Below are 21,917 nucleotides of genomic sequence, written 5' to 3'. Positions count from 1 at the left end.
AAAGAGATCGGTTCGTTTGCCATTTACGCGTCCAAATACCGAGAGTAAACGCCTTTCTCAACGTGTTTACAAGCAATATTTCACCCTATCGTCACTCCGAGCACCTACCCTTCATGCAATCGCCCTGCCCAGTCCACTCAGCGAAATCGTCCTATGTCGGATAGCAAATTACCTGCCGTGCGTGCGCCCCAGGTGCATACCTGCGGCGACCGGCGCCGCCTGGAATTCCAGCCAGGCATGATCCAGAGCGAAGTGCTGCTGTCGCGCCCCGACCATCTGCTGCTGCGCTATGCGCGCGCCATGATGTGCTTCACCCTGTTCGTGCCGCGTCCCCGGCACATCCTGATGGTGGGACTGGGCGGCGGCTCGCTGCTGAAGTTCTGCCACCGCCACCTGCCCGAGGCCCGCATCACGGTGCTGGAATTGCGCGCCGACGTGATCGCCCTGCGCGAGCAGTTCATGCTGCCGCCCGACGACGCGCGCCTGCGCATCATCGAGACGGACGCCGTCAGCTATATCCGCCAACATCCGGGCTGCGCCGACGTGCTGCTGCTCGATGGCTACGATGAAACGGGCCTGCCGCCCGCACTGGGCAGCGCGCGCTTCTATGCAGACTGCCTGCGCACCCTGCTGCCCGGTGGCGTGCTGGTGGCCAACCTGTTCAGTTATGACGAGCACTACCCCGCCATGCTCGCGCGCCTGCTGCTCACCTTCCGCGGCGCCGTGTGCCACTTCGATGGCATCGCCGGCAACAACCGCATTGTCTTCGCCGCCAAGCCAGACAAGCTCGGGGCGGGCCGGGCCCTGCGCGTCGTGCGCCTGGTGCGCTGGCGGCAGGTGTGCGGCCTGGCGTTCCTGAACCGCTTGCTGCCTGCATGGCAGTTGTGGCGTGTGCGCCGGCAGTCAGGCGCGGGCAGCGACTGAAAGTCGTCTTCCCCGGTCAGGGAGATTGTTGCTTATTGGCAGTAATTTGATGCAAAATCAGCATGATGGATGTGGTTTATGACAAACTACGGTCTGCGTGGGGCCGGCAGGCGCCGCCGAATCCAAGTATCCATGAAGTCAAATAGGAAAAACCATGCTGCGAGGCCGCCTGCCATTGTCGATTTCTGCCGCGACCGCGCTGACCTTTGGCTGCGGCGTCAGCATCACCGCCGTGCTGTTCGCCGCCATCAGCCAGCTCGAATACGACAAAATGAGCCTGAGCCTGCAGCAGCGCGCCGGCGCGCGCGTGGCCGCCATCGAGCAGGGTCTCGACGACGCGGTCGAGGTGCTGACCACGACGAACCAGCTGTTTGCTGCCGTCGTGCCCGTCACGCGCGCACAGTTCCACGACTTCACCACGCCGCTGCTGCAGCGCCACCCGTTCATCCAGGCCTTCAATTTCCACCGCGTCGTGCCGCATGCGCAGCGCGCAGCCTTCGAGGCCGAGTTGCGGCGCATCTCGCCCGATTACGCCATGACGGAGATGCGCGATGGCGTCGTCGTGCCCGCGACAACGCGCGCCAGCTACCTGGTGGTGGACTACCTCGTCCCCTTGCAGGGCAACCGCCCCGCCTTCGGCCTGAACGTCAGCCCGAACGGCTTGCTGGCTCGCGCGCTGGAACAGGCCATCATCAGCGGCCAGACCACCGCCACCGGCCTGCTGGCCCTGGCGCAGGGGTCGCAGCAGGGCTTCGTCATCCTGCGCCCCGTGTACCGCCACGGCGTGCCCCTGCAAACGATACAGCAGCGGCGCGCGGCGCTGATCGGCGATACGGCGGCCATCGTCCGCGCCAGCGAACTGGTGCAGAAAATCCTTGCCGGCGCCGACCTGCTGGGCGACCCGCAGCTCGAGCTCAGCGTCTACGCCGACGCCAGTGCCGACCCGCGCCAATTGATCTTCCAGCATGGCCAGCCCCCCGCCGACGAAGCGGGCGGCGCCTGGGACTCGCTGCCCCGCTGGCTGCATTTTGCCTACCACAGCCATTATCACCGGGCCTTTTCTTCCGCCGGCCGGCCCTGGCATGTGCGCGTGGTGGCCCATCCGCGCCCCTTCCTGGCCGACCACCTGGGTTCATTGTTCACCCTGATCACGGGCTTGCTGTTCAGCGTGCTGACGGCCGCCTTCGTGCAATCGCTGACGCAGCGCTCGCGCCGCGTGCAGCTGCTGGTGGAACAGCGCACGGCCGACCTCAAGCGTAGTAATGAACTGCTCAGCGCCGACGTGCGGGCGCGCCAGCGCACGGAACGCGCCTTGCAGGAAAGCGAAAAACGCTTCCGCCGCCTGCTGGCCCTGTCCTCGGACTGGTACTGGGAACAGGATGCCAACTTCTGCTTCACCAACATCACCAGCGGTTTTACGGACAAGTCGAACATGCCGCTGGAACGCTTCATCGGCATGACGCGCTGGGCCAACAACCAGGAGATGCGCAATTCGCGCTGGGGCAAGCAGCATATCGCGAACCTGGAAGCACATCTGCCCTTTTCCAACCTCGAATATGCGATGAAAGACCGCGATGGCCAGCTGCGCTGGTTCAGCATCAACGGCGAACCGCTGTTCAACGAGCTGGGCGAATTTCGCGGCTACCGGGGCACGGGGTCCGAAATCACGGAACGCAAGCTGGCAGAGCAGCAAATCCAGCACATCGCCCACCACGACGTGCTGACGGGCTTGCCCAACCGCGGCCTGCTGCGCGACCGCCTGGGGCAAGCGATGGCCCTGTCACGCCGCAAGAACCGCGCGCTGTGGGTGCTGTTGATCGACCTCGATCGTTTCAAGTTCGTCAACGACAGCCTGGGCCACAAGGCCGGCGACCTGCTGTTGAAAACCATTGCCACACGCCTGCAGGCCAGCCTGCGCGAAAGCGACACCGTGGCGCGCCTGTCGGGCGATGAATTCGTCGCCATCCTGTGCGAACAGGCCGACGAAGAGCTCAGCGGCGCCATCGTGCAGCGCCTGATGGATGCCGTGGCCCAGCCTGTATTGCTCGATGGCAAGGAATTCTTCGTCACCTGCAGCATCGGCGTGGCCGTCTACGACATGTCGGGCTACGACGCCCCAGGCGACATGACCTTGCATGGCGAGACGCAGAACCTGATCGAACAGGCAGACATCGCCATGTACTGCGCCAAGAAACAGGGCCGCAACAACATCAAGTTCTACACGACGGCCATGAACCAGGCCACGCTGGAGCGCCTGCGCATCGAGACGGCGCTGCGCAACGCGCTGGAGCGCGAGCAGTTCGTGCTGCATTACCAGCCGCAGCTGGACCTGGCCAGCGGGCGCATCGTCGGCGTGGAAGCGCTGCTGCGCTGGCAGCACCCGGACCTGGGCATGGTAGCGCCGCAGCGCTTCATCGCGCTGGCAGAAGATACGGGCCTGATCGTGCCGATCGGCGCGTGGGTCATGCGCCAGGCATGCGCGCAGATGCAGGCCTGGCACGCGGCCGGGCTGGGCCAGCTGCGCCTGGCCGTGAACCTGTCGGCGCGCCAGTTCAACGAGCCGAACCTGGTCGCCTCGATAGCCGAAGTGCTGGCCGAGACGGGCCTGCCGCCCGCCTGCCTGGAACTGGAGCTGACGGAAAGCCTGTTCATGCACGACGTGGCGCTGGCCGTCAGCCAGCTGCACGACATGAAGGCACTCGGGGTACAACTGTCGATCGACGACTTCGGCACCGGCTATTCCAGCTTCGCCTACCTGCGCACCTTCCCCATCGACGTGCTGAAGATCGACCGCAGTTTCGTGGGCGACGTGGCGCGCGACGCGGATGATGCCGCCATCGTCGTCTCCATCATCGCCCTGGCGCACAATTTGAAGCTGCGCGTGGTGGCCGAAGGCGTGGAAACGGCGGAACAGCTGGACTACCTGCGCCAGCACGGCTGCGACGAAGCGCAAGGCTATTACTTCAGTCACCCGCTGCCGGCGCACGAGGTGGAAGTCCTGCTGCGGGCGGCCATCCAGCCTACCGGCGCCCTGACCTGAGCCTGCCGCTACGCCCACAGCAAATCACACTCCGTGCAGCAGATCGCCATATTCGCCGCAAGTAGGGCATTGCATGCCGGTCTCCATGGCTACAGCTTCTGCTGCAGGAATTCGAGGAAGCAGCGGATGCGCTGCGCCAGCTGCGTATTGCGGTAATACACGGCGTGGATCTGCTGGCGGTAGCCTGTATAAAACGGCTGCAGCACCTTGACCAGGCGGCCGGCGGCGATGTCGTCACGCGTCATGAAGTCGGACAGGCAGACGATGCCCTGGTCATGCAGCGCCAGCTGGCGCAGGGTCTCGCCGCTGGAGGCGGCCAGTGCGGGCACGATCTGCAGGCTGTTGCCGGCAGCGTGGCGCAGCGGCCACTGATTGCCCAGTTCATATTGCGCAAAACCCAGCAGCGCGTGGCCGGCCAGGTCTTCCGGCGTGTCTGGTACGCCGTGACGCGCCAGGTAGGCGGGCGTGGCCAGCACGTGCAGGGGACTGGCACTGAGCGGGCGCGCATGCAGGGTCGAGTCGACCAGGGCGCCGATGCGGATGGCGATATCGGTGCGATGTTCGAGCAGGTCGGCGATCTGGTCGTTGCTGGTCAGCTCCAGGCGGATGTCCGGGTACATGGCGCGAAATTGCGCCACGTGGGGCACCACGCAATGCAGCATGAAGGGCGAAGCGGCATCCACGGACAAGCGCCCTGCCGGCTTCTGGCGGCGGATACGGATCGACTCCTCCACATCCTCCATCGAGGCGAGGATGGCGCGCGCCTTTTCCAGGAACAGCTGTCCCTCTTCCGTCAGCTCCATGCGTCGCGTGGTGCGCGTCAGCAGCGACGTGGCCAGCTTGTCTTCCAGGCGCGACAGGGCGCGGCTGACGCCCGAGGTGGTTTGTCCCAGGTGCACGGCGGCCGCGCTCAGGGTGCCACTGTCGATGACGGTGACGAAGATTTTCAGGTCGTCCGAATTGATATCCATTGTTGCCTTATTATTGCTGCATTGTTGCTCTATTTTCACATATCAAGCCATTATAGTGGAATCGCGGCAACAGTGATGGCAGCACATTACATCAGGCAACGTAGAACAAAATGGCGATAAAATGGCAGCTACTGCCGGCCAGCACGAACAGGTGCCAGATGCCGTGGCCATGGCGCAGCTTGTGGTCGGTGGCGTAAAAGGCGATGCCGCCCGTATAGCACAGCCCGCCTGCCACCAGCCAGAGGAAGCCGTTCCACTCGAGCGCCGCCAGCAGCGGTTTGATGCCGATGACGACCAGCCAGCCCATGGCCACGTAAATCACGAGCGACAGGATGCGCGCGCCTTTCGCGTACACATATTCCTGCACGATGCCAAGCAAGGCCAGGCCCCAGACGACGCCGAACAGCGACCAGCCCCACGGCCCGCGCAGGGTCACCAGCATGAAGGGCGTGTAGGTTCCCGCGATGAGCAGATAGATGGCGCAATGGTCGAGCCGCTGCAGCACGGCCTTGGCCTTGCCGCGCACGCTGTGGTACAGGGTGGAAGTGAGGTACAGGGTCAGCAGCATGGCCGCATACACGCTGCAGCTGACGATTTTCCAGGGGTCGCCCGTGCGGGCCGCCGCGACGATCAGGATGACGCCGCCGATGGCCGCCAGTGCTGCGCCCACCGTATGGGAAATGCTGTTGAACCGTTCACCGTGGTACATGCTTGACCGCCCGCTACGTTAAAAACAGGCTCATCGTACACGCTTGGGGAGATCGGGGTGCGCGGTTTGCGCAAGGCAGGGCCTGCAAAAGCCGGGGCGCATGCGATTGCCGCCCCGCTTATTGCTGCTCAACCTATCAAGCCGCTTCCGCCTTCTTGCGCGCGGGACGGCGCGCCGGGGTCTTGCGTGGCGCCTTGGCCGGCGTGTCTTCCGCCACGACAGCCACTTCCACCTGTGCCGCTGCAACGACAGGCGCCACTTCCAGCACGGCGTCAACCACTTTCTTGACCGGCTTTTTCGATGCTGACGCCTTGCGGGCCGGCGTGCGCGGCTTGGCCTTGGCCTTGGGCTTCGCTTCGGCGACGGTTTCCGCGAGCACCTCGGCGACTGGCTCGGGCACTGGCTCAGGCGCAGCTGGCACCACCTCGACGGCTTCGGCGCGCGCTTCACGGGCGCCATCGCCATTCTTGCGGCCGCCACGGCCATTGCGGCGCGAACCGCGCTTGGCGTTGCCCTCTTCTGCCAGCTCGTGCACGACCTCGGGCTGCGGCACCGGCGCATACTGCTCGGTGACGGCGACGGCAGATTCGGACTCAGCCACTGGCACGAAGGCCGGTGGCGCTTCACTGCGGCGTTGCTCGTTCTGCTTGCGGCCGCCACGACCATTGCGGCGCGAATCGCGGCGACTGCCGCCTTCGCGGCTGTTGCCCTCTTCCGCCGTCGCGCCGGTCTCGCCACTGGCGATTGTCTCGCTGGCTGCATCCGCGTTCACGGCAGCCGGCATGGCCACCAGGGTGCTGCTGCGATAAACATAGGCGCCCGATTTCTCGTCGCGGCCAAATTCCAGCAAGCCGCGCGTCTGCGCCTCTTCCAGCAGGTTGCCGAAGGTGCGGAAACCGTAATACGATTCGCTGAAGTCCGGCTTGCGGCGCTTGATCGCTTCTTTCAGCATCGAGGCCCAGATCTTGCCGCTGTCGCCCCGTTCGGAAACCAGCGCGTCGAAGGTTTCGACGGCCATTTCGATCGCTTCCGTCTTGCGCGACTCGTATTTTTCCTTGCGGCGCAGTTCTTCATCGGGCGAACGCTTGGCGGCCGCAGCCGGGCTTTCGCGCGCGTCGCGCTTGGCGGCCGTGCGGCGGCTCTCGCGCACCAGGTCGTCGTAGAAAATGAATTCGTCGCAGTTCGCCACCAGCAGGTCGGAAGTCGACTGTTTGACGCCCACGCCAATCACCTGCTTGGCGTTTTCGCGCAGCTTCGACACCAGCGGCGAAAAATCGGAATCGCCGCTGATGATGACAAAGGTGTTCACGTGGGCCTTGGTGTAGCACAGGTCCAGGGCATCGACCACCAGGCGGATGTCGGCCGAATTCTTGCCGGACTGGCGCACGTGGGGAATTTCGATCAGCTCGAAGTTCGCCTCATGCATGGTGCCCTTGAAACTTTTATAACGGTCCCAATCGCAATATGCCTTCTTGACAACGATGCTGCCCTTGAGCAACAAGCGTTCGAGAATGGGCTTGATATCGAATTTTTCGTAATTTGCATCTCGCACGCCAAGCGCGACGTTCTCGAAGTCGCAAAACACGGCCATGCTGAGGTTTTCTGGGGATGACGCCATAAGGATGAATTCTCGCTGATGATAAGGGCGGACGGGAAGCGCAACGCCTCCCTTTTCCCCTAGTATATTCGCCCATCCCCCGTTTCGGCGACAACTATCGTGCGCGGCAGCCTATTGTGCGCCGCCGGCGGCATTCGCGACCGGCCAAACGAGGCGTTCATCGAGCGCATATAGCTGGCAAGAGGCCAGCGCACGCACAGCGTGATTTTCCCCGCTGACAGGTGTAACATAGGCACATTCTGAAGGAGTCGCCATGTCCATATCCGCCCTCACTACCGCTACCACGGGACTGACCGCCAACCAGCGCGCGCTGGATGTGGCCGCCAACAATATCGCGAATGCGACCACGCCGGGCTTCCAGCCGCAATCGGCCAACTTCCAGGAAGCCAGCCCCGCCGGCACAGGCGTCACGCTCTCCGTCGAAGGGCGCAAGCTGGCTGCCAGCGAAAGCGTCAGCGGCGCCAATGCGAATGCGGCCAAGGCGGCGCAAAGCCGGCCGAACGGCGTGGGCCTGGCGTCCGAACTGACGGATAACCTGGTCTACAAGGCCGGTTTCAACCTGTCGGCGAATGTCGTCAAGGCGGCCGACCAGGCCTTGGGCAGCCTGATCGATGTCCAGACTTGAAGGCCTGAGACTATCTACATCATAGCCAGCGCCAGCGGCGCCATGGCAGGCTGGATCAGCGCCAGCAGCCGTTCAGCCGGAATGCCGTCACGCGCCTGCACCGACAGGCCATGCAGCAGCGCCGCATAATAATCACCCAGCGCCTGCACGTCCGCGTCCCCTGTTAACTCTCCCGCCAGCTGCGCCGCGTGCAAGCGCTCGATGACGGCTTGTGTGCGCGCGCGGCGGTGCTGCGCCAGCCAGTCGGCGATGCCGGCGTTTTCCGCACTCGTATTCGTGGCGGCCGTCACCACCATGCAGCCTTGCGGCTGGCCGCTGCGCGTGTACAGCAGCACGGCTTCTTCCAGCATGCGCGCCACCGCGTCGCGCACATTCAGGCTGGCCGCCAGCGCATGCACGGCAAATGCGCCCTCGCCCGACTCGTACAGCTCCACGGCTTCGCGGAACAGCTGTTCCTTCGAGCCGAACGCCGCATAAATGCGCGCTGAGGCGATGCCCAGCGCTGCCACCAGGTCGGCCATCGACACACCCTCGTAGCCGCGCGTCCAGAATGCGTCGCGCGCTTTTGCCAGCGCCAGCGCGCGGTCAAATTCCCTCGGTCTTCCTGCCATGTTGATCCTCTGCTTGCAAACTGGCGGCCAGTATAACGCCTGGCATGCCACTGTATTTGCGATTTATTTTGCAGTTACGCCTTGACCGCGCAAAAAATTTCACCTATTCTTTGTCGATTGACAAATAATAGGAGCCGATATGAAAACCATCCAAGGACCCAGCCTGCACCTGGCACAATTCGTCGCCGATACGGCGCCCTTCAACACCCTGCCTGCCATCGCCGAGTGGGCGGCCGGCATGGGCTTCAAGGCTTTGCAGATTCCCGCCTGGGATGCGCGCCTGTTCGACGTGGCGCAAGCCGCGCGCAGCCAGCAATATTGCGACGAGCTGGTCGTCATGCTGGCGGGCCATGGCCTGGTCATCAGCGAACTGACGACGCACATCTTCGGCCAGCTGGTAGCCGTGCATCCGGCCTACGACGCGCTGTGCGACAGCTTCGCGCCGGAACACCTGCATGGCCAGCCGGCAGCACGCACGGCATGGGCCATCGAGCAGGTCAAGTTGGCGGCCATGGCCTCGAAGCGCCTGGGCCTGACGGAAATGGGCACGTTTTCCGGCTCGTTCGCCTGGCCATATCTGTTCCCGTTCCCGCAGCGCCCGCCCGGCCTGATCGAAACGGCCTTCGACGAACTGGCGCGCCGCTGGCTACCCATCCTCGACGTGTGCGAGGAACAGGGAGTCAACCTGTGCTACGAAATCCACCCCAGCGAAGACCTGCATGACGGCATCAGCTTCGAGATGTTTTATGAACGCGTGGGCCGCCATCCGCGCTGCAAGATGCTGTTCGATCCCAGCCACTTCGTGCTGCAGCAGCTGAACTACCTGGAATTCATCGATATCTACAAGGACCACATCCGCATGTTCCATGTGAAGGATGCGGAATTCAATCCGACCGGACGGCAAGGCATCTACGGCGGCTACCAGTCGTGGGAAAACCGCGCCGGGCGTTTCCGTTCGCTGGGCGATGGCCAGGTCGATTTCAAGGCGATCTTTTCGAAGATGGCGCAAAACGACTACGCAGGCTGGGCCACGCTGGAATGGGAATGCTGCCTGAAGGACCCGGAGGTGGGTGCGCGCGAAGGCGTGGCTTTCATCGATGCCCACATCATTCCCGTGACCAGCAAGATCTTCGACGACTTCGCCGGCGCCCCCGTCAGCGCGCAACATATCCATCAATTGCTGGGCATCCAGCATAACTAATCAAGGAAACAAACCTATGAACGATTTCACACACGACTACGTCCGCATCGACGGCCAGCGCCTGCATTGCGTGATTGCCGGCGAAGGCAAACCCGTGCTGCTGATTCCCGGCTGGCCACAGACCTGGTATGCCTGGCGCCACGTGATGGCAGCCCTGGCGGCCAATGGCTACCAGGCCATCGCCATCGACCCGCCGGGCAGCGGCCACTCCAGCCGCCCGGCCGATGGCTACGATACGGGCGCCATCGCCGCCGCCCTGCACCGCGCCATGCTGGCCCTGGGCCACGCGCAGTACGATGTGGTGGGTCACGACATCGGCATGTGGGTGGGCTATGCGCTGGCCAGCGATTTCCCGCAGGCCGTGACGAAACTGGCGCTGACGGAAGCCGTCATTCCTGGCCTGGCACCGGCGCCGCCCATCTTCGTGGCGCCTTCCGACAACATCTTCCTGTGGCACTTCATGTTCAACCAGGTGCTCGATTTGCCGGAAATGCTCACGGCGGGCAAGGAGCGCGAGTACATCCGCTTCATTTTCGACCGCTGGTCGTACCGCCGCGACAAGGTGGCCGTCGACGTGTATGCGGAAGCGTATTCCACGCCAGGCGCCCTGCGCGCGGGCTTCGCTTACTACCGAGCCATTCCCGAAACCATCCGGCAAAACCTGGAGCGGGCAAAACACAGCCTGGCGATGCCCGTGCTGGCCATCGGCGCCGACCACGCGACGAATGACGCACCCCTGCTGACCATGCAGGGCAAGGCCGACATTTTGCAAGGCGCCATCGTCGCCGAATGCGGGCACTTCATCATGGAAGAACAGCCGGAAGCGTTCATCGCCCACCTGCTGCCCTTCCTGGAGGGAGCGCCGGCATGAGCCTGGACCCGCAAGTAGCGGCTTTCCTGGCACAGGCAAACCATGCACCGCCGCCCGCCTCGATCAAGGATTACGTGCTGCCGGGCGAACATGCGCTGACCGTGCGCGCCTACATGCCGGCTGGTGCGGAGGGCCATTCACTGACGCGCGCAGCCCTACGCGGCGCCCCTGCGGGCCGCGTCGCTCAAAGACTTGCCGCCGGCGACCGTGCTGGTGTGCGAATTCGATCCGCTGCATGACGAAGGCACGGCGTATGTGCGGCGTTTGTGCGATGACGGCGTGGCGGCGCGCTGCGTGGCGGGATGCTTCATCGCTGGCGCCTATCAGTTCACCAGCTTGCGCACCTCGATGCCATTCAGCCATTTCACGTGGCGCGGACCCGTGCGAATGTCTTTTGCCGAGATGAGGGCGATTTCACCATCGTTGTCGTCGAGCGCCTTGCCATTTTTTTCGTAGTAGACGATCACGCCCTCGCCGGCCGGCGCGTTATACAGCTCGCCCCAGGAAAATACCACTGCATAGCCATCGGTCGCCGTGGCGATGATGGCGAGTTTCTTGACGTCGTTATGGCCCGGCGCATCGAGCACCGCCTTGTCGAGAATGTCGCGCAGGCGCACACCCTTGTAGCTGGCGATGGTCTCGGCCTTGTCGCCGTCATGACGCGTGACGGCAATTTCCCCGCCATTTGCGGACGGCAGCTGGCGCAAATCGGCCACTGTCAGTATCAAAGGCGTTTCCACCATGCCCGTCACGGCGAGGGCGTGGCTCATGTTGTCGCGCGCGGCAGCGGGTGCCGACCACGCGGCCGGTGCCGCCGCCAGCAACGCCGCCACGGTACAAGCAGCAAATATTTTCTTGAACATGCTATGTCCTTTCATGAAACAGTCAAAAAATCAGAACTGGACCTGTGCATTGGCCAGCCAGGTCCGGCCCGCGCTGGGAAAACCCTCGGCCAGCGCGTAATTGCGGTCACCCAGGTTCGCCACGCCCGCTTCCAGGCTCAATGCCGGCAAGGGGCGGTACACGGCCTTCAGGTTCAGCGTCGTAAAACCACCAAGTTCCAAAATGTTCGAGACCCAGCGCCCGCTGTTCGATTCCGCGATGGCCACCACGTCGACCTGGCGCGCCGCATGCAGCACGGCGTGCGCCGTCAGCTTGTGGCGCGGCACGTCCGTCAGGCGGATGGCGCGGTCGCTGACGTTCTTCATCTGCGTGTAGGTGTAATTGCCGCCGAAGTCCAGCCAGGCGCCTGCGCGACCGCGCAAGCCCAGTTCCACGCCGCTGATGTGCGCCCGGCCCGCGTTGCGCATCTGCGCGCGCACGCCCGAGACGTTCGCCACGCTCTGGATCTTGTCCTTCACATCGCTGTAGAACAGCGCCGCTTCCAGCGCCAGGCCTTGCGCATCGCCTTGATACCCCAGCTCATAGTTCATCGCCTCTTCCGCGCGCAAGGCCGGGTTTTCGATATATGTGCCAAGGCGCTGCGAGTAGCGATCCTTCAGGGTCGGCAGGCGCGACTTGCGCGCCACGCTGGCGTACACGCGCGCCTCGGCGCCGACCTTGCGGAACAGGCCAGCCTGCAGGTCGGTGGCCGATTGATTATCCGGCAAGGTATACGCATTGCCGGCGCTGTAGACGGTGTCCGGGCGCAGTGCATTGCGCGACACGCCCAGCGACAGTTCCGTCGCCGCGTTGAGGGCGATGCTGTCTTCCGCACCCAGGGTCCACAGGGCATCCTTGTACCAGGTATTGCGCACGCCCTTGGCGTCCAGTTCCTGGTGCTCGTCGGCCTTGACGCTGGCGACGAAGCGCAGGCTGTGAGCGGCCAGGCGGAACGATTCAAGCTCCACCGCGCCGCCGTTCGTGCGGTCGTTATAGATGCTGCGCCCGCCGCTGACGCTGCCCTGGCCGCTGATCTTCAGGGTCGCGTAGCTGCCATTGGTGAACGAGGTGATTTCATTGTCATAGCTATCGTGGTACAGCCGCAGTTTCAGCCGCTCGGCCTCGCCCAGGCGCGTCTGCGAGACGAAATACACGCTTTCCTTGTCCCAGTACGGCCATTGCCAGTAGCGCGCGCCGACGGGATTAATCGATGGCGGCTGGCCCTTTTCGCCATGCTGCTTGTAGTAGCTGAGCGCATATTCATCACCACCCACGGGCGTATAACCCACCTTGAACGACAGTTTATGGTCCTTGCGGTAGGCATTGTTGCGCGTGCCGCCGTCTTCCGTGGCTGTCGGGCGGAAGTCGGACGACAGGGGGAAACCGTCGCTGTCGATATACGACACGCCCGCCTGCAGATACCACAGGCCCTGGTTGGTGCCCACGTTGGCCGCTACCTGGCGCTCGCTGCCCGAGCCGAAACCGATGGAGGTATCTCCCTCAAGGCGCGCTGCGGGTTTGCGCGAGATCAGATTGATGGCGCCGCCCAGGGTATTGGCGCCATACGCCACGGAGCTGTAGCCCTTGGCCACCTGGATGGCGGCCAGGTCGGCCGTCGTGAAGCGGTTGAAATCGACATAGCCGTCATACGGCACGTAGACGGGGATACCATCGATATACAGCGGCACCTGGCGCGCATCGAAACCGCGGATGGCGACGGTTTTTTCGTTGCGCGAATTGGTCGACAGCGACACGCCCGATAGCAGATTGAGGGCGTCGCCCACGTTGTCGCGGTTAAAGCGGCGCATTTCGGCGCGGCTCACTTGCGAAGCCACTCGCTGCCCATCCAACTGCGCCACCTGCCCCAACTGGTCGCGCTGGCCGATCACCGTCACCGTGCCCAGCACGAACGGCGCCGCCGCATCCGCGTCCTCCTTGCCAGAGGCCTGCTGCGCCAGCGCCAGCATCACGGCGCCTGCCATTACCTGTTTCAACATCGTCTTGTTCTTTCCACTGTCGTTATATATCGTCTTATATAGCGATACTCAAAAGACGGCCACGCCTGCAGCGGCCGTCACCCAACAGCGCAATATACAGGCGCATATAGCGATGCTCAAGCGACAAGGCCGGAAACACCTGCGCAGGTCAAATTTCAGGCTTTTTTCATGCAGCGCAGCATTTCGCTGTGCGAACGAATGTTTCATAAAACGGTTGACATGCGAGATTCGGCTAGGCAAACTGATTTTCAGGGAGTCAGAAAATGAATGTAAATATGACAAATATTCAGGCTGCAGCCGATCCGGAACTCATCGTTTTCAGCGATGACGAGGAAGGCAAGGATCGCCAGTTCGTCAACGCACTGGCGCGCGGCCTGGAAGTGCTCCGGTGCTTCCGCCCCGGCGAAGTGTTCCTCTCGAACGCGGACATGGCCAAGCGCACGGGCATACCGAAACCCACGATTTCGCGCCTCACCTACACCCTCACCAAACTGGGCTACCTGAATTACTCGGACAGCCTGGGCAAGTATCAGCTGGGCGCCGGCGTACTGGCCCTTGGCTACCGCATGCTGTCGAACCTCGATGTGCGCAAGATGGCGCGCCCGCTGATGGAAGAACTGGCCGAACATGCGCAGGCCTCCGTGTCGCTGGGCACGCGCGACCGTCTCAGCATGGTCTACGTGGAAACCTGCCGCAGCAGCGCCAACGTCACCCTGCGCCTCGACGTCGGCTCGCGCATTCCCTTGATGACGACGGCCATGGGCAAGGCCCTGCTGTGCATCCTGCCGCAGGCCGAACGCGACTACCTGATGGACCATGCGCGCGTGCACAAGACGGAACGCTGGCCGCGCATCAAGGCAGGCATCGAGCAAGGCTTCAAGGATTACCAGGACCGCGGCTTTTGCATCTCCGCCGGCGAGTGGCAGAACGACGTGCATGCGGTGGGGGTGCCCATGCTGGGTGCCGATGGAGAACAGGTGATGGCCTTCAATTGCGGCGGCCCCGCCTTTCTGCTCTCGCGCGAAAAACTCGAATCCGACCTGGGACCGCGCCTGGTCGCCCTGGTTAAGACAGTGGAAAAAAACCTGGGCCGCGGCTAGACTGCGCGCCCCCTATCAACATCGCCTCCGAGGACCCCGATGATACGCGACGAAGAAACCCTGAACATCCTGCTCGACAGCATCGCCCGTTTCGTGCGCGAAGTACTGGTACCGAATGAGGCGCTGGTGGCCGAAACGGATACGATACCACCCGCCATCGTGGCGCAGATGCGCGAACTGGGCCTGTTCGGCCTGTCCATCCCGGAAGCCTATGGCGGCCTGGAACTGAGCATGGAAGAGGAAGTCAGGGTCGCGTTTGAAATCGCCCGCACTTCGCCCGCCTTCCGCTCGCTGATCGGCACCAACAACGGCATAGGCTCGCAAGGCATCGTCATCGACGGCACGCAAGCGCAGAAACAGCACTACCTGCCGAAACTGGCAGCCGGCGAGATCATCGGCTCGTTCGCCCTGACGGAAGCCGGTTCCGGGTCCGATGCGGCATCGCTGCGCACGAGCGCCGTGCGCGACGGCGACTTCTATATCCTCAACGGCAGCAAGCGCTATATCACCAACGCGCCCGAAGCGGGCATCTTTACCGTCATGGCGCGCACGGACCCCGTCAAGCGGGGCGCCTCGGCCATTTCCGCCTTCATCGTGGAAAAGGATACGCCGGGCCTCTCGCTGGGAAAAATCGATAAAAAGATGGGCCAGCAAGGCGCGCATACCTGCGACGTGATCTTCGAAAACTGCCGTGTGCCGGCCGCGAACATCATCGGCGGCAAGGAAGGCGTGGGTTTCAAGACGGCCATGAAGGTGCTCGACAAGGGGCGGCTGCACATCGCCGCCGTCTGCGTGGGCGCGGCCGAACGCATGCTGGGCGATGCCCTGGCGTATGCCATGGAGCGCCAGCAGTTCGGCCAGCCGATCGCGGAATTCCAGCTGATCCAGGCCATGCTGGCCGACAGCAAGGCCGAGATTTACGCGGCGCGCAGCATGGTGCTCGATTGCGCGCGCCGGCGCGACAACAAAGAAGACATTTCGACGGAAGCGTCGTGCTGCAAGCTGTTCGCCTCCGAAATGTGCGGTCGCGTGGCCGACCGCTCCGTGCAGATCCACGGCGGCGCCGGCTACATCAGCGAATACGCGGCCGAACGCTTTTACCGCGACGTGCGCCTGTTCCGCATCTACGAGGGCACGACGCAGATCCAGCAGATCGTCATCGCCCGCAACATGATCAAGGCAGCGCAAAAGTGAGGCACACCGCGATGGACATTCCCGCCCTGCTGGCCGGCTTGCCGGCGCGCCTGTCGGCCATCCCTGGCTACTGGGCGGCGCGCGCACCCGACGCGCCCGCGCTGCATGAAGGCGGGCGGCACTGGACCTACGCGCAGCTGCAGCAGAGTGTGGAAAGCGCCGCGCAACTGCTGCGCGACTTGCAGGTGCGCCCCGGCGACCGCTTGATGGTGGTGGGCGAGAATGGCGCGCTGCAGGTGGCGCTGATCTTCGCGGCGGCCAGCATCGATGCGTGGATCGTCAATGTCAATGCGCGCCTGTCGGCGCGCGAGATCGACACCATCGCCGAGCATTCCCGCGCGCGGCGGCTGCTGTTCCTGGCCGGTGCCTCGCCGGAGGCGGCTGCGCATGCGGCGCGGCGCGGCGCAACGCCATGCCAGGTCGATGGCATGGGAGATCTGCTGGCGGGCGGCTTGAACGAGGCCAGCGTCGCGGAAGCCTGCGTGCCCGGCAACGAACAGGTGGCCGCGCTGATCTACACGACGGGTACCACGGGACAATCGAAGGGCGTGATGCTGACGCACCGCAACCTGCTGTTCATCGCCGCCGTCTCCAGCACCTTGCGGGGTTTGACGCGCAGCGACCGCGCCTATGGCGTGCTGCCGATTTCGCACGTGTATGGCCTGGCCTCGGTGGCCCTGGGCACCCTGTATGCGGGCGCCGCCCTGTACCTGGTGCCGCGCTTTTCCATCGATGGTCTGCTGGCCGCGCTGAAAGACGACGGACTGACCATCGTCCAGGGCGTGCCCGCCATGTACGCCAAGCTGCTGCAAACCCTGGGCGGCCCGGACACGCCGCTGCCCACGCGGCTGCGCTTTGCGTATGCTGGCGGCTCGCCGCTGGCGCCATCGCTCAAGCGCGACGTGGAAAAGCTGCTGGGCACCGCGCTGCACAACGGCTACGGCATGACGGAAAGCGCGCCCACCATCAGCCAGACCCGCCTGGAAGCGCCGCGCGGCGACGATTCGGTCGGCACGCCGATACCGGGCGTCGAAGTGCGCGTGGTGGACGTGGGCGGCCTCGATGTGGCGTCGGGCGAGCCGGGGGAATTATGGATACGCGGGCCGAACGTCATGGCCGGCTATTACCGCGAACCGGCCATGACGGCGGCGACCATGCGCGACGGCGGCTGGCTCAACACGGGCGACATGGCGCGCCAGGAAACCGACGGCGCGCTGTTCATCGTCGGGCGCACCAAGGAGCTGATCATCCGCTCCGGCTTCAATGTGTATCCGCTGGAAGTGGAAACGGCGCTCAACGCCCATGCTTCCGTGGTGCAGTCGGCTGTTGTGGGGCGCACCCTGGAAGATGGCAACGAAGACGTCATCGCCTATGTAGAGCTGGACCCGCGCCAGCCCGCCAGCGTGGCACAATTGCAGGCCTGGCTGGCGCAGACCCTGTCACCGTACAAGTGCCCGTCCGCCATCATCGTCATGGAAACGCTGCCGGCGGCCGCCACGGGCAAGATATTAAAGGGGCAGCTGCGGCAAATGGCGCAGAATGCCCAATAAGTTGACCATGTTGTACCAGACCCGAGAATAAAACCAAGCCACATCACCGGAGGAGACACGATGAAACGCACCTACACACGCATCGCCATGGCAGCGCTGGTTGCCAGCGCCTTGATGGCGCAGGCCAGCGCCGACGAATTCCTGGTCGGCGCGGAAATCCCGCTGACAGGCAACCTGGCCAGGGTCGGCGCCGGCATGCAGGAAGGCATCATGGTGGCAGCCGAGGTATTCAACAAGACCAACGGCAAGCACACCGTCAAGATCGTCACCGTCGACGACGAATCGGCGCCCGCCAAGGCCATTGCCGCCGTGGAAAAGCTGGCCAGCCAGGGCGTGGTGGCCATCACGGGCGGCTACGGCTCGAACAATATCTCGCCCGCCTCGGACACGGCGAACAAACTGGGCCTGGTCTACATCACTTCTGGCGGCGTGGACGACAGCCTGGTAGCGAGCGGACGCAAGAATTTTTTCCGCATCAATAACACGGCCGGCTACGAAAAAGCCATGCTGGGACTGTTGCAGGACGTGGGCGCCAAGTCCGTCTCTATCGTGTATTCGACCAAGGATGCCACCACCGGCCTGGCGAAAGACGTGGAAAAAGCCCTGACGGCCAAGGGCGTGAAAGTGACGACGCACTCGTTCGACCCGGCCATTACCGACTTCAAGCCCATCATCAACAAGATCAAGCTGCAGGATAAATCCGAAGTGGTGGCCATGGTCGGCTACGAAAACGACTACGTGGGCATCATCCGCGCCGCCCGCGTGCTCAAACCAAAAATCAAGGCCATGGTGGGCGTGTGGTCGCTGGCCACGCCGAAAATGGCGGCCGACTTCCCCGACCTGATGCCGAACGTGTTCGGCACGGCCCTGCTGCCCTTCCCCACGGAATTCAAGACAGCCGACGGCAAGGCCTTCAGCGACGCCTACAAGCTGCTGTACAAGAAAGAACCGGACTACCTGGGCCAGTTCGGCTATGTGCAATCGATGCTGCTGTTCGAAGCCATCGCGCGCGCGGCCGACAAGGGCACGCTCAAGAAAGGCGGCGTGGCCGAGGAAATGCGCAAGACGGACCGCGAAACCCTGATCGGCCGGGTGCAGTTCGCCGCCAATGGCGACAACCAGAACTTCGTGCACCGCATGGCGCAGCACCAGGACAAGAAAGTGGTGATCGTCTGGCCGAAGGAACACGCCACGGGCAAGCTGGCCTATCCAGCCCTGCCCTGGTAAACGGCAGCCGCCCCCTGCACACGCGCACGCCCGCCGGGCGTGCACCGATGAACGGTATCCCTGACGCATCCTTCGCGCTGCGTCAGGGATGCCTGACGGGATGACGACATGACAGAATTAATCTTGCAAGCCCTGTATTCAGGCTTGCTGCAGGGCGGCTCCTACGCCCTGATCGCCCTGGGACTGGCGCTGGTCTTCGGCACCATGAAAGTGATCAACCTGGCGCACGGCGAACTGGTACTGCTGGCCGCTTACATCGCCTACAGCGTGGAATCGGGACTTGGACTCGGTCCCATGTTCGCCATTCCCATCGCGCTGGTGATCGTCAGCCTGACGTCCGTCGGCGTGTACCTGATCGTCAGCCGCATCAAGAAGGACCGCGAAATCAATTCGCTGATCCTCACCTACGGCATCGGCGTCATTCTCACCAATTTCATCCTGCTGGTGTGGAAGGCCGACATCCGCTCGACCTCATCGAGCTGGCTGCAGGAAGGTTTTGAAATCGGCCCCTTCTTCAGCATGCGCAGCGAAGTGATTTTCTTTGGCGTCAGCCTGGTACTGATGGCGGCCCTGTGGCGCTGGCTGGCCACCAGCTGGTATGGCCGCGCCGTGCGCGCCGTCTCCAGCAACCGCGATGCGGCCAAGCTGATGGGCATCGACCCGGGCCGCACGGAACTGGTCTCCTTTTTAGTCGCCGGCATCCTGGCTGCCTTCGCCGGTGTCGCCCTGTTCAGCTATGGCGTGATCCAGCCTGCCTACGGCGGCGCGCTGACGGTGAAAGCCTTCATCATCACGGTCCTCGCCGGCATCGGCTCGATCCCCGGCGTGCTGCTGGCCGCCGTGCTGCTGGGTGTGGCCGAAGCGTTGACCGTCACCCTGGCCAGCTCCGCGCTGCAGGAATTGTCCGGCATGGTGCTGTTCCTGCTGGTGCTGTTCATCATGCCGAACGGCCTGTTCGGCGCACAACGGAGGCGCGGATGAAGCGCTCAACACTGATTTCAACGGCCGCTTTGCTGCTGACCGCGTATATCGCCGTGCCGCTGGCCCTGGGCGGCAACCAGTATGTGATGAGCATGGTGGTGGCGGCCCTGATCATCGGCGGCGTGGCCATGTCCTGGGCCCTGCTCGGCAATCTGGGGGGCATGGTCAGCTTCGGCCATGCCGCCTTCTTTGGCGTGGGCGCGTATGTCTCCGCGCTGACCACCGTGAAACTGGGCTTGCCCGTGTTTGCCGCCATGCTGCTGGGTGGCGTCGGCGCGTCCGTCGCCGCCGTCATCATGCTGCCCGTGCTGCGCCTGCGCGGTCCGTATTTTGCGCTGGCCATCCTCGCCTATGCCCACATCTTCCGCATCCTGGCCACGGAATGGAGTAGCGTCACGGGCGGCGCCGGTGGCGTCAACAATATTCCGAGCTTGCCCAGCGTCTTCGGCTTCGATTTGGCCAGCAAGACGGGCGCCTACCTGGTGGTGCTGACACTGGTGGTGGCATGCGCCTTTGCCTACAGCCGCATCCGCGCCAGCCACTACGGCATCGCTCTGCGCGCCATGCACGACAGCGAAGACGCCACGCGCGTCGTCGGCGTCAACAGCACCTTGCTGAAAGGCGCGATGCTGCTGGTGTCCGCCTTCATGGCGGGCCTGTTCGGCGCCTTCAACGCCCATTACATCAACTTCCTGGAACCCGATTACGCCTTCAACAGCCTGTGGGTGACGTTACCGATCGTGGCGGCCATCTTCGGCGGCTACCGCACGATACTCGGCCCCGTGCTGGGCGCCGTGGTGGTCTACCTGGTCGACCAGCTCATTTTCAAGTCACTGATCCCCACTGGCCACCAACTGGTGCTGGGCGTGCTGCTGGTGGCGATGATCGTCTTCAGCCCGAACGGCTTGCTGCCGCTGCTGCAAAAATGGCTGAAAAAAGCGCTGAGCAAGGATAAAGCGAAGGAGAAAGCACATGCTTGAACTCGATAATGTGTCCGTGCGCTTCGGCGGCCTGACGGCAGTTGATTCCGTCACCCTGAACGTCGGCAGCCACGACGTGATCGGCCTGGTGGGCGCGAACGGCGCCGGCAAGACCACGCTGTTCAATGCGATTTCCGGCCTGGTGCGTCCCACCAGTGGCAGCATCCGCTTCGAAGGACGCGACATCATGACCACGCCCATGTACCAGCGCGCCCGCCTGGGATTGGGACGCACCTTCCAGATTCCACAGCCCATGCATGAATTGACGGTGCGCGAAAACCTCGTCGTGGCGCAACGCTTCGGCACCGGCAAGGTGGACATGCGCAAGATCGATGAAATCCTCGATTTCACCAGCCTGACGGACAAGGCCGGGCGCGACGCGGCCAGCGAACTGGCGCTGACGGAACTGAAAGCGCTGGAAGTGGCCAAGGCGCTGGCCACCAATCCGAAGCTGCTGCTGCTCGATGAAGTGCTGGCCGGTCTGGAAACGAACGGCAAGCGCCGCTTCATGGGCATGCTGAAGGACTTGCATGCCGCCTTTGGCGTGGGCATCGTCATGATCGAGCACGACATCGAAACCATCAGCAATCTGTGCCAGCGCGTGGCCGTGCTCAATTTTGGCCAGCTGATCGCCGACGGCACGCCCGACGCCGTCTTCCGCGATCCGGCCGTCATCGAAAGCTATACGGGAGCCGCCCATGCTTGAAACCATGCTTGAAATACGTAATCTGCGCGCCGGCTATGGTGCCATCAATGTGCTGTGGGATGTGTCGCTCTCGATCCAGAAGGGCAAGCTGACCACCATCATCGGCCCGAACGGGGCCGGCAAGACGACGCTGCTGCGCGCCATCATGGGTTTACTTCCCGTGGGCGCGGGCAGCATCGCGCTCGACGGCTTGTCCATCAACGGCACCCCCACCTGGAAGATGAGCGACGCGAGGGTCACCATGATCCCCGAAGGCCGCATGACGTTTCGCGACATGAGCGTGGAAGAAAACCTGATCATGGGCGCCTTCCCGAAAGAGCACCGCAGCCATATGCCGGCGCGCCTGGCCGAAGCCTACGCCATGTTCCCGCGCCTGCAGGAGCGCCGCAAGCAATTCGCCGGTTCCTTGTCGGGCGGCGAGGCGCAGATGCTGGCCATGGCGCGCGGCTTGATGTCGGACCCGTCGTTATTGATTATCGACGAGCCGTCGCTGGGCCTGGCGCCGCTGGTGGTCAACGAACTGTTCGAGATCCTCGCGCGCCTGAACGACGGGAAGCGCACCATCATCCTCGTCGAGCAGAACACGGCGCGCGCCGTGGGCGTGGCCGATCATGTATACCTGATGCAAAGCGGCAAAGTGGCGCTGTCGCAAACGGCCTCCGAGGTCGATCTCGATCATCTGCACGAACTCTATTTCGCGCGCTGAGCGATATCGGCCGTACGCGGCCGG

General features: G+C 63.6%; 19 protein-coding genes and 1 pseudogene. 14 read left to right on the top strand and 6 right to left on the bottom strand.

All coding sequences use genetic code 11. The features are described from left to right. Positions 1-153: 153 nt before the first annotated feature. Both CSZ94_RS20030 and CSZ94_RS20025 read left to right on the top strand, forming a co-directional pair. The gene (locus CSZ94_RS20030; RefSeq protein ID WP_102123137.1) at positions 154-924 is read left to right on the top strand and encodes a transferase spermidine synthase; all 771 of its coding nucleotides are present in this window, start codon (positions 154-156) and stop codon (positions 922-924) included. 154 nt (positions 925-1,078) lie between these two features. Further along, the gene (locus CSZ94_RS20025; protein WP_102123136.1) at positions 1,079-3,964 is read left to right on the top strand and encodes a bifunctional diguanylate cyclase/phosphodiesterase; all 2,886 of its coding nucleotides are present in this window, start codon (positions 1,079-1,081) and stop codon (positions 3,962-3,964) included. An 89-nt stretch (positions 3,965-4,053) separates the two neighbouring features. On the opposite strand, the gene CSZ94_RS20020 is transcribed toward CSZ94_RS20025, so the two are convergent. From CSZ94_RS20020 to CSZ94_RS20010, 3 genes are all read right to left on the bottom strand, one after another. Beyond that, a complete protein-coding gene (locus CSZ94_RS20020) occupies positions 4,054-4,935 on the bottom strand; it encodes a LysR family transcriptional regulator (RefSeq protein WP_102123135.1) in 882 nt (293 codons plus the stop codon). A gap of 91 nt (positions 4,936-5,026) precedes the next feature. Further along, positions 5,027-5,644, bottom strand: a complete 618-nt coding sequence (gene trhA, locus CSZ94_RS20015) for a PAQR family membrane homeostasis protein TrhA (RefSeq protein ID WP_102123134.1) — start codon at positions 5,642-5,644, stop codon at positions 5,027-5,029. Positions 5,645-5,780: 136 nt separating this feature from the next. After that, positions 5,781-7,262 carry an NYN domain-containing protein gene (locus tag CSZ94_RS20010; RefSeq protein ID WP_102123133.1) on the bottom strand — a complete coding sequence of 494 codons (1,482 nt, stop codon included), beginning with the start codon at positions 7,260-7,262 and terminating at the stop codon, positions 5,781-5,783. A 253-nt stretch (positions 7,263-7,515) separates the two neighbouring features. Between CSZ94_RS20010 and CSZ94_RS20005 the strand changes: the two genes are divergently transcribed. Then, complete coding sequence (locus CSZ94_RS20005) at positions 7,516-7,887, top strand: flagellar basal body protein (protein WP_102123132.1); 372 nt, start codon at positions 7,516-7,518, stop codon at positions 7,885-7,887. A gap of 14 nt (positions 7,888-7,901) precedes the next feature. Here CSZ94_RS20005 and CSZ94_RS20000 read toward each other — a convergent pair whose 3' ends face one another. Next, a complete protein-coding gene (locus CSZ94_RS20000; protein WP_102123131.1) occupies positions 7,902-8,498 on the bottom strand; it encodes a TetR/AcrR family transcriptional regulator in 597 nt (198 codons plus the stop codon). Between the two features lie 139 nt (positions 8,499-8,637). On the opposite strand from CSZ94_RS20000, the gene CSZ94_RS19995 reads away from it, so the two are divergent. The 3 genes and pseudogenes from CSZ94_RS19995 to CSZ94_RS29210 all read left to right on the top strand — a co-directional run. Then, positions 8,638-9,699 (top strand): sugar phosphate isomerase/epimerase family protein, encoded by a 1,062-nt coding sequence (locus tag CSZ94_RS19995; RefSeq protein WP_102123130.1) that lies wholly within the window; start codon positions 8,638-8,640, stop codon positions 9,697-9,699. Positions 9,700-9,715: 16 nt separating this feature from the next. After that, entirely contained in the window at positions 9,716-10,570 is an 855-nt protein-coding gene (locus CSZ94_RS19990) for an alpha/beta fold hydrolase (RefSeq protein WP_102123129.1), read from the top strand. A gap of 192 nt (positions 10,571-10,762) precedes the next feature. Beyond that, a pseudogene (locus tag CSZ94_RS29210) lies at positions 10,763-10,807 on the top strand (hypothetical protein); the annotation flags it as partial. A gap of 86 nt (positions 10,808-10,893) precedes the next feature. Here CSZ94_RS29210 and CSZ94_RS19980 read toward each other — a convergent pair. Together CSZ94_RS19980 and CSZ94_RS19975 are read right to left on the bottom strand one after the other, a co-directional pair. After that, positions 10,894-11,433 (bottom strand): molybdopterin-dependent oxidoreductase, encoded by a 540-nt coding sequence (locus CSZ94_RS19980; RefSeq protein WP_102123128.1) that lies wholly within the window; start codon positions 11,431-11,433, stop codon positions 10,894-10,896. Between the two features lie 30 nt (positions 11,434-11,463). Next, a complete protein-coding gene (locus CSZ94_RS19975) occupies positions 11,464-13,449 on the bottom strand; it encodes a TonB-dependent receptor plug domain-containing protein (protein WP_102123127.1) in 1,986 nt (661 codons plus the stop codon). A gap of 275 nt (positions 13,450-13,724) precedes the next feature. Between CSZ94_RS19975 and CSZ94_RS19970 the strand changes: the two genes are divergently transcribed. The 8 genes from CSZ94_RS19970 to CSZ94_RS19935 all read left to right on the top strand — a co-directional run bounded on the left by CSZ94_RS19970 (position 13,725) and on the right by CSZ94_RS19935 (position 21,893). Continuing rightward, positions 13,725-14,549 (top strand): IclR family transcriptional regulator, encoded by an 825-nt coding sequence (locus CSZ94_RS19970; protein ID WP_102123126.1) that lies wholly within the window; start codon positions 13,725-13,727, stop codon positions 14,547-14,549. 39 nt (positions 14,550-14,588) lie between these two features. Then, complete coding sequence (locus CSZ94_RS19965) at positions 14,589-15,743, top strand: acyl-CoA dehydrogenase family protein (RefSeq protein ID WP_102123125.1); 1,155 nt, start codon at positions 14,589-14,591, stop codon at positions 15,741-15,743. 11 nt (positions 15,744-15,754) lie between these two features. After that, positions 15,755-17,293 carry a class I adenylate-forming enzyme family protein gene (locus CSZ94_RS19960; protein ID WP_102123124.1) on the top strand — a complete coding sequence of 513 codons (1,539 nt, stop codon included), beginning with the start codon at positions 15,755-15,757 and terminating at the stop codon, positions 17,291-17,293. Between the two features lie 60 nt (positions 17,294-17,353). Next, the gene (locus CSZ94_RS19955; protein WP_102123123.1) at positions 17,354-18,520 is read left to right on the top strand and encodes an ABC transporter substrate-binding protein; all 1,167 of its coding nucleotides are present in this window, start codon (positions 17,354-17,356) and stop codon (positions 18,518-18,520) included. A gap of 108 nt (positions 18,521-18,628) precedes the next feature. After that, positions 18,629-19,501, top strand: a complete 873-nt coding sequence (locus CSZ94_RS19950) for a branched-chain amino acid ABC transporter permease (RefSeq protein ID WP_099402412.1) — start codon at positions 18,629-18,631, stop codon at positions 19,499-19,501. Then, entirely contained in the window at positions 19,498-20,481 is a 984-nt protein-coding gene (locus CSZ94_RS19945; RefSeq protein WP_102123122.1) for a branched-chain amino acid ABC transporter permease, read from the top strand. The genes CSZ94_RS19950 and CSZ94_RS19945 overlap by 4 nt, the downstream gene beginning before the upstream one ends. Then, positions 20,474-21,187, top strand: a complete 714-nt coding sequence (locus CSZ94_RS19940; RefSeq protein ID WP_102123121.1) for an ABC transporter ATP-binding protein — start codon at positions 20,474-20,476, stop codon at positions 21,185-21,187. Before CSZ94_RS19945 ends, CSZ94_RS19940 begins: the two co-directional genes overlap by 8 nt. A 4-nt stretch (positions 21,188-21,191) precedes the next feature. Then, positions 21,192-21,893 (top strand): ABC transporter ATP-binding protein, encoded by a 702-nt coding sequence (locus CSZ94_RS19935; RefSeq protein WP_102123120.1) that lies wholly within the window; start codon positions 21,192-21,194, stop codon positions 21,891-21,893. Positions 21,894-21,917 lie beyond the last annotated feature (24 nt).

Origin of the sequence: Janthinobacterium sp. ROICE36 (genome assembly GCF_002869965.1) — a bacterium.
Lineage (GTDB): Bacteria > Pseudomonadota > Gammaproteobacteria > Burkholderiales > Burkholderiaceae_D > Janthinobacterium.
This window is presented reverse-complemented; position numbering and strand designations above follow the sequence as displayed.